Genomic DNA, 14,831 nt, shown 5'->3' with positions numbered 1-14,831 from the left:
TAGATATCATACTACCGAATTGCCTTCCATCGATTCAGCTCAGCCTATCAGTGCAAGCCCTCCCGTGTAGCGATCGCCTCCTCCGTAGTCGTCGCAGGCACGTTTGAGACGTTCTGTCACATTTGACGAAGGCAGAAGTTGGAGCGCCGGGGCGATTGCCCGCACGACCGGAATGCCGAACCGGGGACGCGTCATGTCGATCAGGATCGTCTCGATTCCGGACACGCTCATCGCCTGCGCCAGGACGTGGAATGGTTTGTCGCCTGCCGTCCGATCCTGTGTCGTCGATAGGCCGCGCGGATGCAGGAGGTCGCATTGGCCGGCATCGATGGCCGCGTCCCGTTCGAGATGGGCAAGTTCGGATGCTGCGAGCGAGTCCTGGCCGGCTTCGGCGCGCTTCAGCTCCGCGAGCTGTATGGCGAGCTCGGTCTGGCAAAGCTCGAGGATTGCGGCGCGAGCCGCCTCTTCCAGGGTCAGTCGAGCCGCCAGACCATAAGCGAGCTGCCGGCCACGGCGGTTGCACGAAAGCGCGGCAATCACGGGAATTTCGAGGTCGGTCGTGATGTCGAGCAGCCATGAAACGCGAGCTTGGGTTTGCTGCCGGAGGAATTCCAGGAGGCGGACCGCTTCGCGCATTGCTGCGCCGTCGAGCGGCAGGGATCTGCCGGGCCGGCCGCCGATCCACCACAGGCTCGCCGCATCGCGCTCGATGAGTTCCAGAGCGGCGCGTGTGGCCGCCCATTCGAAGCTCGGGCCGGCGGCGACACCGACGCTGAGCTCGCTGCGTGGTCGCAGCCGTTGCTCGACGGCGGCGCGTCGCACCGTCCAGTCCGCCGGGACCAGCACGTCATCAGTCCGCTCCCCGGCAGCGCCGAGGCGGCGGCCGCGCATCCATGCAAGTTCGGTTGTCTGAGGAAGCCCCTGATCGGCCAAATCATCCGAGACGGCCATCGCCAAGGCGGGCGGCACCCGGGGCGCGAGCTCCGCCAGCGTTCCGACGCAATGAATATCGTCGGGACGTGCAATTTGTGCCAGCCGATCGATGCCTTCTCCGACACAGGCGACGAACGCATCTTCCAGCCGCTCTCCGGATCCGCTGAGGCTGTACACGACCGGCGGCACACCATCGCCGATGTCCTCGGCGGTGGTTTCCGCTCCCATGAAGCGAAGTGCGGGCGCCCAAGGAGATCGGAGCATGAACATCCGCCGAGCGAGGGATGCGGCGCGCGTCATGTCCGGTCCAAACCGATTGGTGACGGTGCCTTGAAGGGCCAGCCCCTGCGGCGAGGCGAGGTCGACTTCCATGAATGCCGGACGAACTGACTGCTCTGTCATAGCTGCACCGGTCCCGATTGGCCTCTCGAGACGAGCAGCCGACCACGGAGCCGAGGAGCCATCTCGAATGAGTCCTCAGCGTTGGCCCGTCCAGCCATGCAGTCAAGCCGACCGCATCACCGGCTGCAATGCGCCAAAACGCCCGGCTGGGCCGCGGCGGGCGCTACACCTTCACCATCCGCTTGCCGCGGTTCTCGCCGGCGAGCAGCCCGATCAGCGCCTGCGGCGTGTTTTCGATGCCGTCGATCACGTCTTCCTGCACCTTGAGCTTGCCGGAGGCGACCCAGCCTTGCAGCTCGGCCAGCGCCGCGTCGCGCTGGTCCATGTAGTCCATCACGATGAAGCCCTGCATCACCAGCCGCTTCACCACGATTAGGCCGGGCACACCGCGCGGGCCGTGCGCGGAGGGGACGCCGTCATATTGCGAGATCGCGCCGCAGCAGGCGATGCGGCCGCGGTTGTTCATCTGCGCCAGGCAGGCTTCGAGGATGTCGCCGCCGACATTGTCGAAATAGACGTCGATGCCCTTGGGCGCCGCCGCGCGCAGCGCCTTGTAGGTGGCGCCGTCCTTGTAGTCGACCGCGGCATCGAAGCCGAGCTCGCTGGTCAGCCAATCGCACTTGTCCTTGCCGCCGGCAATGCCGACCACGCGGCAGCCCTTGAGCTTGGCGATCTGGCCGACGATCGAGCCGACCGAGCCGGCAGCCGCCGACACCACCACGGTCTCGCCCTCTTTCGGCTTGCCGACATGGAGCAGGCCGAAATAGGCGGTCAGCCCGGCGATGCCGAACACGCTGAGCAGATGCGTCATCGGCTCCAGCTTCGGCACCTTGGCAAGGTGCCGGGCCGGCACCGCGGCATAGTCCTGCCAGCCGGTGTCGCCGAACACCAGGTCACCCGGCTTCAGCGCGGGATCCTTCGACGTCACCACCTCGGCGATGCCGCCGCCGGCCATCACGGTGTTGGCTTCGACCGCGGCGCGATAGGTCGCGCCGTGCATCCAGGCGCGGTTGGCGGCGTCGAGCGAGATCAGGCGGGTGCGCACCAGCGCCTCGCCGTCCTTCGGCTCGGGGATCGCGCCGCTCACCAGGCGGAAATGCTCGGGCCCAAGCTTGCCGGTCGGCTTTTCAACTAGCAGGATCTGGCGATTGACGGTGTCGTTCATGGCGAATGTCTCCCCTCGCGTTTGATCGTTCTGAGCGCAATTGACTGCGTGGTACGCAGCTCGCTGCACAGATTGTGCGCTGCATGAACGCTAGTCCGCGCGCTGGCATTCCACAACGGAAACGTTCCGGCAAAGTCCCGTCCCGGCGCGAAGCGTGTTGCGTAGCTGCGTAAATCTGCCACACTTATCCTTTGCCGGGAACTTACGGGGGTAAGAAATGTCCAGCAGGTTTACGCAGTACATCCTGATTGCGATGGCGCTAGGCATCGTGATGGGGACGATCGTCTTCAACTACTTTCCCGACAGCCGTGCCACGATCGCAGCCGACGTCAACCTGATCGCGATGTTGTTTCTGCGCCTGATCAAGATGATCATCGCGCCGCTGGTGTTCGCGACCCTGGTCGGCGGCATCGCCCATATGGGCAGCGGCTCCAAGCTCGGGCGCGTCTTCGCCAAGACCATGGGCTGGTTCGTTTCCGCCTCCTTCGTCTCGCTGCTGCTCGGCCTCGTGATGGTCAACCTGCTGCAGCCCGGCGCCAACTTCCCCGGCACGCTGCCCGAACAGGGCCAGGCTACCGGCCTGCCGGTGTCGGCATTCTCGATCGAAAAATTCCTGACCCATCTGATCCCGACCTCGATCGCGGATGCGATGGCGCAGAACGAGATCCTGCAGATCGTGGTGTTCGCGGTGTTCTTCGCGGTGGCGCTCGGCGCCATGCCGGAACGCGCGAAGCCGATCATGGGCCTGATCGACGATCTCGCCCACATCATGCTCAAGGTCACCGGCTACGTGATGCTGTTCGCCCCGCTCGCGGTGTGGGCGGCGATCATGGCCACCGTCTCCAAGAACGGCCTCGGCGTGCTCTGGAAGCTCGTCGTGTTCATGGGCGGCTTCTACCTGTCGCTGCTGATCCTGTGGGCGATCCTGGTCGTGGTCGGCTTCGTCGTGATCGGGCCGCGCTACAGCCATCTGTTGCGGCTGATCCGCGAGCCGCTGATGATCGCGTTCTCGACCGCCTCGTCGGAGGCGGCCTATCCGAAGACGCTGGAGGGGCTGAACCGGTTCGGCGCCTCGTCGCGGATCTCGGCCTTCGTGCTGCCGCTCGGTTATTCCTTCAACCTCGACGGCACCATGATGTACTGCACCTTCGCGAGCGTCTTCATCGCGCAGACCTACCATATCGAGATGTCGCTCGGCACCCAGCTCGCGATGCTGGCGACCCTGATGATCACCTCGAAGGGCGTCGCGGGCGTGCCGCGTGCCTCGCTGGTGGTGATCGCCTCGACATTGGCGCAGTTCGGCATCCCCGAGGCGGGCCTGTTGATGATCATGGGCATCGACACCTTCCTCGACATGGGCCGCAGCGCCACCAACGTGATCGGCAACTCGCTGGCGACCGCGGTGGTCGCCAAGTGGGAGGGCGAGCTGAAGGCCGAGCATGAGCTCGGCCCCGACGACGCCGTGCCTTCCGACGCCGTGGCCGGCGACGCTGTGCCGGCGCACTGATGGGAGGGATGCATGCATCTCGTCCGCTGGAGGCCGATACGGGCTGAATGCCGGATTCTGTCAGCATGCCTGCTGCTTGCAGGCGTGCTGGCGGCCCCGGCGTCGGCGCAAACCGCGGGCGAGGGGCTCAGCCCCACGCTCGCCAACATCAAGGCCACGCACACGGTGCGGATCGGCTATCGCGAGAGTTCGCCGCCGTTCTCGTTCCTCGATCATTCCAACCGGCCGATCGGCTACAGCCTCGAGCTGTGCGATGCGATCGTCGAGGAGATCGGGACCGAGGTCGACGACGCCAACCTCAAGGTCGATTACGTCAAGGTCACCTCCGACGACCGGATTCCGGCCGTCGTGCAGAACAAGATCGACCTCGAATGCGGATCGACCACGGCGAATTCCGAGCGCGCCAAGCAGGTGGCGTTCTCGCCGCTGATATTCGTGGCCGGCACCAAGCTGATGGTGCCGAAGGCCTCGGGCGTCACGCAGATCGCCGACCTGAAGGGCAAGACCGTGGTGGTGACCAAGGGCACCACCAACGAGCAGGCGATCAACAACGTCAACGCCAAGCAGTCGCTCGGGCTGAACGTCGTCACCTCGCCCGACCACGAGCAGTCCTACCAGATGCTGGTTGACGGCAAGGCGGACGCGTTCGCGACCGACGACATCCTGCTCTACGGCCTGATCGCGCGGCACAAGTCGCAGGACAAGTTCCGCGTCACTGGCGACTATTTGTCCTACGATCCCTACGGCATCATGTACCGCAAGGGCGAGAAGCAGATGAAGGATGTGGTGGAGCGCGCCTTCCGCCGCCTTGCCTCCAACCGCGACATCGTCCCGCTCTACAACAAGTGGTTCATCGCCCGCCTACCGACCGGCGAAAAGCTCAACGTCGCCATCTCGCCGCAGCTCGAGGAAGCGTTCAAGGTGCTCGACGAGACCCAGTAGCCTCCGGTCGCGCGGCAAACACCACCGTCGTCCCGGCTTTCGCCGGGACGACACCATGTCTGTTGCACACCCCACCCCGTCATCCCCGCGCAAACGCTCCGCGTTTGTCGCTAGAGGTGCGAGCCCTTCGGCGAGCCTCGAAGGATGAATCGGCCCCGCTGGTGGCCGTCGATCCTTCGAGGCTCGCAAGAGCTCGCACCTCCAGCGACAAAGGCGAAGCCTTTGCGCAGGGATGACGGTGTTGTTTGCTCAGCTTGCTCGGTGTCATCACCCGGCTTGACCGGGTGATCCAGTATTCCAGAGACGCCGGTGATAGAAGCGAGAGGCCGCGGCGTACTGGATCGCCCGGTCCATGTGCGCAATTGCGCACAGGCCGGGCGATGACACCGGTGGGTGAGGAGAAAGCTTCACACCCTCTCAGGATGACGGGTTGATAGCTTCGCCGGGACGACGACGTTGGGAAGCGCTCTGCCTACGGCTCTTCGGCGAACACCGCGTCCAGCGCCGCCGCATACGCTGCCTCGACCAGCTCCGGATGCTGCTTCCCGAGCGCTTCCATCTTCACCCCCGAGTTCACCTCGAGGATCTTCCAGGCGCTATCGACACGCACGACATCGATCGAGGCGAAGCGGATGCCGACCGCCCGGGCGGCTTCGACCGCGAGCGCGGCGCAGGCGTCGTGCGTCTCGCCACCGCTCAGCAGCACCGGCGCCGCGCCGGCATCGAGGTTGTGCCGCCAGTTGATCATGCATCGCTCTGCTGCCGCCGGGATTGCGTCGAGCTCGGCCGCGGAAAAATCCTCGGCCATGGTCTTGAGCTGCTGCGCCGTTGCCGCCTGCTGCGCCAGCTCGCGCAGCGAATGCACGCCGTCGCCGATGACGGATGGGCGCGTCTTGCCGTAGACGATTAGCGCGCGTTCATCGAGCAGCACCACGCGGACCTCGTCCTCGATCGCGACATAGGGTGAGATCGCCAGCGCGCGGTACTCGGCAAAGATGCGCGCGACCGCCGTCTCCAGCTGCGGCCGCGTGGTGACGCGGGTCACCAGCTCGCCGGAGGTGCCCTCGTTGGGCTTGACCACGAGGCCGCGCGGATGCGCGTCGAGCAGCTGCGCCATCGCGTCGATCGAGCCCGATCCCGGAATGTGCACGCTGTGCTTGGCGCCGAGAAACAGCGTGTGCGGGATCGCGTCGATACCGGCCGAGGCCAGCACCTCGGCGCAGGCCGCCTTGTCGCTTGCCACCTGATGCGCCACCGCGCTGTTGAGCCCGACGTCATAGCCGATCGCGAGCCGCCGCTCGGTGCCCCGCCGCATGATCACCAGCCAGCCGCCGGACCGCATCTCGACCGCGATCTCGCGCGCGAGACAATATTTTTTGATGGTTTCCAGGAAGATTCGCTGGCTGATCAGGACCACTGAATGATTTTCCCTTCGCCGCGCCTCGCGTAGCAATTATTTGCCGGATTGGCGGCGATCCCAGCAAGTATATTACGCCCGTCACGACACGTTAACGATGTCGTGGGTTGAACCTCTCTGCGGATTCGAACGACTGCCATTCTGAGATCGCAATTGCACGCCAGTCGATCTTGACTATCTCATGCATCGGCGCGATGGACACGCGAGATCTTCAGTGATTTCGGGCACTTCTGCGCCGTCCGAGGCAGCCTAAAAATCAAACCATTCTAAGTCTGGTCAATCGAGAAAACGAAAACACATGAGCGCGTTCTATCGAGAGAAGGTTCTTTCCGTTCAGCACTGGACCGATACGCTTTTCAGCTTCCGGGCTACCCGCGATTCCGGTTTCCGCTTCCAGAACGGCCAGTTTGCCATGATCGGCCTCGAGGTTGACGGCCGGCCGCTGCTGCGCGCCTATTCGATGGCGAGCGCCAATCACGAGGAAGAGCTCGAGTTCTTCTCGATCAAGGTGCAGGACGGCCCGCTGACCTCGAAGCTGCAGAAGATCCGCGAGGGCGACACCATCCTGGTCGGCCGCAAGGCGACCGGCACGCTGATCACCGACAACCTCATTCCCGGCAAGCGGCTGATGCTGCTGTCGACCGGCACCGGGCTCGCGCCGTTCGCCAGCCTGATCAAGGACCCCGAGGTCTATGATCGCTACGACCAGATCGTGCTGGTGCATGGCTGCCGCCAGGTCTCCGAGCTCGCCTATGGCGAGGAGCTGGTGGCGAAGCTGCGCGACGACGAGCTGTTCGGGCCGATGCTGTCCGAGAAGCTCTCGTATTATCCGACGGTGACGCGCGAGCCGTTCCGCAATCGCGGCCGCATCACCGACCTCATCACCTCCAACCAGCTGTTCTCGGACCTGCATCAGGGCCCGCTCGACATCGAGACCGACCGCATCATGATGTGCGGCAGCCCGGCGATGCTGGAAGAGCTGAAGCAGCTGTTCGAGACCCGCGGCTTCAAGGAAGGCAGCGGCAACACGCCCGGCCACTTCGTGATCGAGAAGGCGTTCGTCGAGCGCTGAGTAACGATAATAAGTTATCGTCCCGGCCTAGTGCGCAATTGCGCACGGGGCCGGGGACCCATAACCACCGCTCTCTGTTTTGCGAAGGCTGGGCCACATCAGGCTCCAGCCTTTTGCATTTGTGAGAAGCCATTCGCGGCGAGCTCCGTTCGCCTCTCCCGCTTGCGGGGGAGGCCGACACGCGTAGCGTGGCGGGTGGGGGTTTTCTCCATGAAGGGAGTCTCGCTGGTGGCGAGACCCCCACCCCAGCCCTCCCGCAAGCGGGAGAGGGAGCGCAGTCCCGTTGCGGCTGGCGGTTCATTTCCACTTGTGTGGCGCGTACCATTCCCGCTGCTATAAATCCGCGGCGGCTGGGAGCAAGCAACTTGTCCATCACCGAACCCGATCCACCGAAGACCGCCTTTGTGTTCGCCGGCGGCGGCAGTTTTGGCGCGGTGCAGGTCGGTATGCTGCAGGCGTTGGCCGCGCATGGCATCGCCGCGGATTTCGTGGTCGGCTCCAGCGTCGGCGCGCTGAACGGCGCCTTCTATGCCAGCGACCCCACGGTTGCAGGCGTGGCGCGGCTGGCAAAAATCTGGCGCGGCCTGAACCGGCATGACGTGTTTCCGGTGACCTGGCGAACGCTGGCAAGCTTTCTGTGGCGGCGCGATTTCCTGATCCCGCATGACGGCATCCGCAAGCTGATCGACGACCACATCCCGTTCCGCAATCTCGAGGACGCCCGCATCCCGGTGCACATCGTCACCACCGACATCATCACCGGCGACAGTGTGGTGCTGTCGGAAGGCTCCACCGCCGAAGCGATCGTCGCGTCGACCGCGATCCCCGGCGCCTTCACGCCGGTGCGCTACCGCGATCATTTCCTGGCCGACGGCGCGATCTCCAGCAACACGCCGGTCCGCGTCGCCGTCAAGCACGGTGCAAAACGCCTGATCGTGCTGCCGACCGGACATGCCTGCGCCAACCAGGAGCCGCCGGTCGGCGCGCTCGCCAACGCGCTGCATGCGCTGACGCTCTTGATCGCGCGGCAGCTCGTCAACGAGCTCGAGAATCTCGGCGACGGCGTCGAGTATTTCGTGGTGCCGCCGCTCTGTCCGCTGGTCGGCTCGCCCTATGATTTCTCCCGGACCTCGGACCATATCGCCCGCGCGCTCGCCACCACCAATGCCTGGATCGAGAGCGATGCGCTGAAAGCGGGCCACATCCCGCACGAACTGCAGCCGCACGATCATTGAGGCCGAAATGCTTTGCCGAGGCGCGCTTCGCTTCGCCTCTCCCCGCCTGCGGGGAGAGGCCGGATCGCATGCCAATGCGATCCGGGTGAGGGGGAGCCTCCGCGATCCATCTGCCAGAGTTACTGCGGAGGCGGCCCCTCACCCCAACCCTCTCCCCGTAAGAACGGGGAGAGGGAGTTACAGCGCGCGCCGCGGCTCCCTTCGTTGCACCGCAAAAGCACCTCCCGCCAGCCGGTCCGCCGACTACGACCGCGGCACCCGCCCATTCGGGCGGTTGTCACATCCGTGACTGCCGGGCGGATATAACGTGTGGCGCTGGCTCGCTAAGTTGGATTAGGCTCACGGCCAAACAAACGGCCATGCCAATTGGTTGAGGGACTTATGGAAACGATGCTGCTTCCGTTTTCGCCGCGCTTCATCGTGCTGACGATCTGCGCCGTCATCACCGCGCTCCTGCTGCTGGTTGGAATTTTCGATCCGAAAGTCTTCAAGATCGTCCTGATCCCGCTTGTCATCTTCGGCGCCCTGACGCTGCTCGGCATCCGCGACCTCACGCAAAAGGGCCACGCGGTGTTGCGCAACTACCCGATCTCGGCGCATGTCCGCTTCCTGCTCGAGGAAATCCGCCCGGAGATGCGGCAGTATTTCTTCGAGAGCGAGAAGGACGGCATGCCGTTCTCGCGCGACACTCGCGCGGTGGTCTATCAGCGCGCCAAGATGGTGCTCGACAAGCGGCCGTTCGGCACCCAGGAGGATGTCTACCGCGAGGGCTACGAGTGGATGCACCATTCGGTGGCGCCCAAGCCGCATGCCGACGAGAAATTCCGCATCACCATCGGCGGCCCGGACTGCACCAAGCCGTATTCGGCCTCGGTGTTCAACATCTCGGCGATGAGCTTTGGCGCGCTCAGCCCGAACGCGGTGCGGGCGCTGAACGCCGGCGCCAAGAAGGGCGGCTTTGCCCATGACACCGGCGAGGGCGGCGTCAGCCCCTATCACCGCGAGATGGGCGGCGACATCATCTGGGAGGTCGGCTCCGGCTATTTCGGCTGCCGCAACCGCGACGGCAGCTTCAACCCCGACGAGTTCGCGCGCATCGCCGGCGAGGACCAGATCAAGATGGTCGAGCTCAAGATCAGCCAGGGCGCCAAGCCCGGCCATGGCGGCGTGCTGCCGGCGGCCAAGGTCTCCGAGGAGATCTCCAAGATCCGCGGCGTGCCGATGGGCGAGGACTGCATCTCGCCGGCCTATCACAAGGCGTTCTCGACCCCGCTGCAGATGATGGCGTTCGTCGCCAACATGCGAAAGCTGTCCGGCGGAAAGCCGGCCGGCTTCAAGATGTGCATCGGCCATCCCTGGGAGTTTCTGGCGATCTGCAAGGCGATGAAGGAGAGCGGGCTCTATCCCGACTTCATCGTGGTCGACGGCAATGAGGGCGGCACCGGCGCCGCGCCGCTCGAGTTCATGGATCATTTGGGCATGCCGATGCGCGAGGGCGTCAATTTCGTCCACAACGCGCTGGTCGGCATCGGCGCGCGCGACCGCATCAAGATCGGCGCCTCCGGCAAGATCGCGACCGCCTTCGACATGGCGCGCGCGATGGCGATCGGCGCCGACTGGTGCAATTCGGCGCGCGGCTTCATGTTCTCGCTCGGCTGCATCCAGTCGCTCAGCTGCCACACCGACCGCTGCCCGACCGGCGTCACCACCCAGGATCCGTCGCGCAACCGCGCGCTCTATGTGCCGGACAAGATCGAGCGCGTGTACAACTACCACCACTCGACCCTGCACGCGCTGACCGAGCTGCTCGCCGCCGCCGGCCTCGAGCACACCCGGGATTTGCGGCCGATCCACTTCTCGCAGCGCACCTCGACCACCGACGTCCGCTCCTTCGCGCAGCTCTATCCGGCGCTGCGGCCGGGCGAACTGCTCGAAGGCACGCAAGACCCGCGCTACCGCGACGCCTGGGCCATGGCGCGCGCGGATTCGTTCCAGCCGGCGGGATAGGGGGCGCTCGTATCCGCACCGTCATTGCGAGGAGCGAAGCGACGAAGCAATCCATTGCTTCCGCGTATGCGGAACGATGGATTGCTTCGCTTCGCTCGCAATGACGGCGAAAAGCATGTAGCCCGGATGAAGCGCAGCGAAATCCGGGGACAGTCTCTCCGTGGATCGTTCTGCCCTGGATCACGCTTCGCGCCATCCGGGCTACGCTTACCGTCAAAGTCGCGGCGCGCCGAACCATTGGGTCAGCGCCTCGGTCAGTCCCGCCTGTGTCTGCTCGCCCACCCACGCTACATGGCCGTCCGGTCGAACCAGCACGGCGCTGGGCGCCGCGACCGCGCCGACGACCGGAAGCTCCCAGGCGCCGCGATAGCGGGCATCGATCACTTGAATGCGGTCGCTCCATCCCGCGATGTCGATGCTGCAACGTTCGGCAAAATTGATCAGCACCGGCCGCGCCTCCTGCAGCAAGGCGAACACCCGCACCTCCCCATCGGCAAGCACCAGGTCGAGATCGGGCATGCGGCGTCCGAGCAGCGGATGTCCCTCGCCGAAATCGTAACGAACGTCGAGCCCGGACGTTGCCGCGACGACGCGCTGGCGCGGCTCATCCATGCTGACGAGTTCGGACACGAACTCGTTCAGCGCCTTGCTGCGGTCGTCGGTACGGCGCAGCGCGACCTGCGCCATCGTGTGACGCAACACCCGCATGCCGACCGGATGGCGCTCGGCATGGTAGCTGTCGAGCAGGCCGTCCGGCGAAATGCCCTTGACCACCTGGGCCAGCTTCCAGCCGAGATTGACCGCGTCCTGCACGCCGATATTGAGGCCCTGCCCACCCATGGGAGGATGCACATGCGCGGCATCGCCGGCCAGCAGGACACGGCGTTCGCGATAGCTCGCGGCCTGGCGGGTCATGTCAGTGAACCGCGAGATCCAGGCGGGACTGTTGATCCCGTAGTCGGTGCCGTAGATCGCGATCAGCGTTTCGCTCAGGTCGCTCAAGCCGGGCTCGCCGGATCCGAGCTGCGGCTCGGTCAACACCAGCCGCACGCCGCGCCCGTCCTCCATCTTGCCGATGCCGTGGATGCCGATCGCGTCGTAGCGGAATCCCAATGCCGGCTCCTCGGACATCTGGGCTTCCGCGATCAGCCAGCTCGTGGTCGGATCGAAGCCGGGGAAATCGATGCCGGCCGCCTTGCGCACCAGGCTGCGGCCGCCGTCGCAGCCGACGAGATACTGCGCCCGCAGCACCGCGCCGTCCGACAGCGCGACATCGACGCCGCCCTCGTCCTGGGTGAAGCTGGTCACGTCGCGCGCGCGATAGATCGGCACGTTCAGCTCGCCGACCCACTCGGCTAAAATGCGCTCGATATGGTTCTGCCACAGCGCGAGCGTGTAATTGTGCCGGGTCGGAAGGCCGCTGAAATCCAGTGGCACCGGGTGGACGTGGACGACCGGATGGCGCGTTCCCTGCGCGACGAACCGCTCGGCGATGCCGCGCTGGTCGAGCACCTCGATGGTGCGCGCATGCAGCCCGCCCGCGCGCGAACCAACCAGTTCCTGGCTGGCGCGCCGCTCGACGATCGCAACGTCGATATCAGCCAGCGCCAGTTCGCCCGCCAGCATCAGCCCGGTCGGACCGCCGCCGGCAATCACCACTGCATGTTCCCGCATCCCGCACTCCTCCGTCCGATTGGGCGCGCGTTCTACGGGATCACGCCGGGCTTGCGGCAAGCCCGGGGGGTCTACATATATCTAAGTGGGGAGAGGGGCTTTTCTGCCCGATCCCGTTCCAGCCGTCATTGTGAGAAGCGAAGCGCAAGCAATCCATTGCTTCGGCGTGTGCGGAGCCATGGATTGCTTCGCTGCGCTCGCAATGACCGTGTGTGATGCGCGTCCGGAACGACGCGGGAGAGAGCCCGCCTAAAACTCCCCGTGCACGCGGCCCGAGAAAATGTGCACCGGGCCGCGATCGGCGTTGTAGGCGGGGTTGGTGATGAACTGATAGTCCGCGGTCAGCGTCAGGTTCTTGTTCACCTGATAGGCGTAGTAGGTCTCAAAGATCCGCTCCGGGCTGTAGTTCAGCGCGCCGTCGCCGATCAGAAGGCCAAGGCCGCCGGCGGCGAGGAAGTCGCGATGCGCGGCGGATAGGCCGTTGACCGCGCCGCCGATGCCGATGGTGTCGTTCGGCCGTCCCCAGCGGCCGCCCTTGATCGACAGGCCGCCCGAGACGCTGCGGTCGACGTCGGTGAACGACAGGATCTCGTTCTGGCCGTCGTTCCAGGAGAGCCGGCCGAACAGGCCGACGTCCTGCACGATCTGCTGCTCGCCGTTCAAATAGAAGCCGTATTTCGGATTGTCCTTGCGGATGCCGGCCATCACGTCGTTGATGTCGAGCCCCGGATTGGCGTCCTCGATTGCGAGCGCCTGGCGATAACTGCCGGAGTTGCCGCGATTGCCGAAGATGCCGACGCGCAATTTGCCGGGCTGCTCGAAGATCGAATAGCGGCCTTCGAATTCCACCACGGCGCCGCCGGTGTTGTAGACCAGAACGTCGCTGTTTGGCGCGTTCGGCACCTGGAACAGGCCGGCGCGCACCGCCCAGTCCTTGCGGTTGAGCTCGACCACGGCGCCGCGGGTGTAGCCGGGCAGGTCGGCCGGGAAGTCGTAGGCGGCCGACGCCCACATCGCCCAGTTCATGAAGTCGGCGCGCGGATCCTTGGCGTAGGAATTGCCGTCGAAGAAGTCGCCGACCGCGAAGCGGCCGACCACCACCGTGATGCGATCGATGTCGCGCTTGCCGGCGATCTGGTTGGGGCCGTCGGCCACCTCTTCCTGCTCGCCGCCGAGGCCGAAGGTCTGCTTGAAGTAGTAGCGCTGCGGCCGGATTTTTGGGTACGGCGCGCCCGCCTTCTGCGCCTCGCCGTTCGAGAAGCCGGCGAGGCCGAGCGTGCCGTTGAGGCCAAAGCCCTGCGCCGTCTCCGGATTGAAGTAGAACTCGCCGCCGTCCCAGAGCCGCACGCCGAGGAATGCGGTCGTGGTCCAGGTCATCTGCGTCTGCCCCGGACCGGGAAGGCTGTTGGTGCCGGTGTAGGGCGCACGGAATGATGGATAGGTCTGCGGCAGCAGCGTCGTCTGCGCATGCACGCTCCAGTTATCGGACTCCGGCACCGCAGTCCGCGCCGGTGCCGCCGACCACGGCGAGTCCCCGAGCTGGTAGTTGAGGCCGAATTTCAAAAGATGCAGCCGCGGCTCGATCGCGACGCCGGGCATGCCGAACTCGGCAAGGCCGAGCGTCTTGCGCGGCAGGTCGACATACTCGTATTCGACCTTGGCGGTCCAATTGCCGCTCAGCGCGAACTCGGCGCCGGCGCCGGCGGTCCAGCCCGTGTGGTACTGGCCCGGCTCGGAGATCACCGCGCCGTCGGCGTCGTTGACCTTGACGTGGCTGTGGCCCCAGGCGAAGCCGCCGGTCAGATACGGCATCCAGTTGCCGAAGCTGTAGCCGACGCGGCCGCGCAGCGTTCCGGCGTAATCGATCGTCGAGTTGAACGGAGCGAGCACGCGCCGCGGGATATCGGTGGGGCTGGTGAAGGTCGCATCTGCCTCGACGCCGAGCACGAAGCGGTTGGCGAATTCCTTGTTGTATCCGACCTGGAAACCGCCGATGCCGCCGGTGACCGTCGGTGGAAACAGGAAACCCTGTTCGGGCAGCGGATTAGTGCCGGGGCCGAGGCTGCCGTCGCCATAGCCGACATGGGCGCCGACGTAGAAGCCGGTCCAGCTGTAGACGGTGCGGGCGGCGGGCGACTTGAGGGCCATGTCGGCCGCGGCCGCCGGCGTGCCGAAGGCGGCCGCGCCGAGCGCGGCGCCGGCGGCGATCTGGACCCGGAACAGGCGGATGCAGGTCATGACGCGGCGTCTTTCCGCGAACGGTTGGCAGTTTCGCCTGCCATCACTGCAGATTTGGCGGCCCCTCGCCACCCAAGATTTGAACTCATCGCCCGCCGTCCCCGGTCCGATCCGCGCCTGTCCCCGCAGGGCCAGGCCAGCACCCATCATCCTCAGGTTCTTATTGCAAGTAATTCGCAATAGCAACTGAGCGCAGCCGGTTACCCATCGGATTTGCACGCCACTATGACAGCGATGCA

General features: G+C 65.4%; 10 protein-coding genes. 5 read left to right on the top strand and 5 right to left on the bottom strand.

The window, feature by feature from the left end; genetic code table 11:
- Window positions 1–39 precede the first annotated feature (39 nt).
- Together XH93_RS40445 and XH93_RS40440 are read right to left on the bottom strand one after the other, a co-directional pair.
- Window positions 40–1,335, bottom strand: a complete 1,296-nt coding sequence (locus tag XH93_RS40445) for a YcaO-like family protein (protein ID WP_194471721.1) — start codon at window positions 1,333–1,335, stop codon at window positions 40–42.
- Window positions 1,336–1,498: 163 nt separating this feature from the next.
- The gene (locus XH93_RS40440) at window positions 1,499–2,500 is read right to left on the bottom strand and encodes an NADP-dependent oxidoreductase (RefSeq protein WP_194471720.1); all 1,002 of its coding nucleotides are present in this window, start codon (window positions 2,498–2,500) and stop codon (window positions 1,499–1,501) included.
- A gap of 217 nt (window positions 2,501–2,717) precedes the next feature.
- Here XH93_RS40440 and XH93_RS40435 point away from each other — a divergent pair, with 217 nt between their 5' ends.
- Both XH93_RS40435 and XH93_RS40430 read left to right on the top strand, forming a co-directional pair.
- Window positions 2,718–4,007 carry a dicarboxylate/amino acid:cation symporter gene (locus XH93_RS40435; RefSeq protein ID WP_194471719.1) on the top strand — a complete coding sequence of 430 codons (1,290 nt, stop codon included), beginning with the start codon at window positions 2,718–2,720 and terminating at the stop codon, window positions 4,005–4,007.
- Between the two features lie 12 nt (window positions 4,008–4,019).
- Window positions 4,020–4,949, top strand: a complete 930-nt coding sequence (locus XH93_RS40430; RefSeq protein WP_194471718.1) for an amino acid ABC transporter substrate-binding protein — start codon at window positions 4,020–4,022, stop codon at window positions 4,947–4,949.
- A 472-nt stretch (window positions 4,950–5,421) separates the two neighbouring features.
- Here XH93_RS40430 and XH93_RS40425 read toward each other — a convergent pair whose 3' ends face one another.
- Window positions 5,422–6,366 carry a RimK-like protein gene (locus XH93_RS40425; protein WP_194471717.1) on the bottom strand — a complete coding sequence of 315 codons (945 nt, stop codon included), beginning with the start codon at window positions 6,364–6,366 and terminating at the stop codon, window positions 5,422–5,424.
- A gap of 298 nt (window positions 6,367–6,664) precedes the next feature.
- Here XH93_RS40425 and XH93_RS40420 point away from each other — a divergent pair, with 298 nt between their 5' ends.
- From XH93_RS40420 to XH93_RS40410, 3 genes are all read left to right on the top strand, one after another.
- Window positions 6,665–7,438 (top strand): ferredoxin--NADP reductase, encoded by a 774-nt coding sequence (locus XH93_RS40420; RefSeq protein WP_194471716.1) that lies wholly within the window; start codon window positions 6,665–6,667, stop codon window positions 7,436–7,438.
- Window positions 7,439–7,803: 365 nt separating this feature from the next.
- Window positions 7,804–8,673, top strand: coding sequence for a patatin-like phospholipase family protein (locus tag XH93_RS40415; protein WP_194471715.1), 870 nt, complete (start codon window positions 7,804–7,806; stop codon window positions 8,671–8,673).
- Window positions 8,674–9,054: 381 nt separating this feature from the next.
- The gene (locus tag XH93_RS40410) at window positions 9,055–10,680 is read left to right on the top strand and encodes an FMN-binding glutamate synthase family protein (protein WP_194471714.1); all 1,626 of its coding nucleotides are present in this window, start codon (window positions 9,055–9,057) and stop codon (window positions 10,678–10,680) included.
- Window positions 10,681–10,893: 213 nt separating this feature from the next.
- On the opposite strand, the gene XH93_RS40405 is transcribed toward XH93_RS40410, so the two are convergent.
- A complete protein-coding gene (locus XH93_RS40405; protein WP_194471713.1) occupies window positions 10,894–12,354 on the bottom strand; it encodes an FAD-dependent monooxygenase in 1,461 nt (486 codons plus the stop codon).
- 249 nt (window positions 12,355–12,603) lie between these two features.
- The gene (locus tag XH93_RS40400) at window positions 12,604–14,592 is read right to left on the bottom strand and encodes a carbohydrate porin (RefSeq protein WP_194471712.1); all 1,989 of its coding nucleotides are present in this window, start codon (window positions 14,590–14,592) and stop codon (window positions 12,604–12,606) included.
- Between the last annotated feature and the right edge of the window lie 239 nt (window positions 14,593–14,831).

Source organism: Bradyrhizobium sp. CCBAU 51753 (genome assembly GCF_015291565.1).
GTDB lineage: Bacteria > Pseudomonadota > Alphaproteobacteria > Rhizobiales > Xanthobacteraceae > Bradyrhizobium > Bradyrhizobium ivorense.
The sequence above is the reverse complement of the archived record's forward strand: the minus strand, read 5'-3'. Positions and strand labels throughout refer to the sequence as shown.

Bases quoted from the DNA above. Each gene is read 5' to 3' on its own strand.
- XH93_RS40440 (WP_194471720.1), bottom strand. From the start codon at position 2,500: ATGAACGACACCGTCAATCGCCAGATCCTGCTAGTTGAAAAGCCGACC.
- XH93_RS40410 (WP_194471714.1), top strand. From the start codon at position 9,055: ATGGAAACGATGCTGCTTCCGTTTTCGCCGCGCTTCATCGTGCTGACG.
- XH93_RS40420 (WP_194471716.1), top strand. From the start codon at position 6,665: ATGAGCGCGTTCTATCGAGAGAAGGTTCTTTCCGTTCAGCACTGGACC.
- XH93_RS40435 (WP_194471719.1), top strand. From the start codon at position 2,718: ATGTCCAGCAGGTTTACGCAGTACATCCTGATTGCGATGGCGCTAGGC.
- XH93_RS40400 (WP_194471712.1), bottom strand. From the start codon at position 14,592: ATGACCTGCATCCGCCTGTTCCGGGTCCAGATCGCCGCCGGCGCCGCG.
- XH93_RS40445 (WP_194471721.1), bottom strand. From the start codon at position 1,335: ATGACAGAGCAGTCAGTTCGTCCGGCATTCATGGAAGTCGACCTCGCC.
- XH93_RS40405 (WP_194471713.1), bottom strand. From the start codon at position 12,354: ATGCGGGAACATGCAGTGGTGATTGCCGGCGGCGGTCCGACCGGGCTG.
- XH93_RS40430 (WP_194471718.1), top strand. From the start codon at position 4,020: ATGCATCTCGTCCGCTGGAGGCCGATACGGGCTGAATGCCGGATTCTG.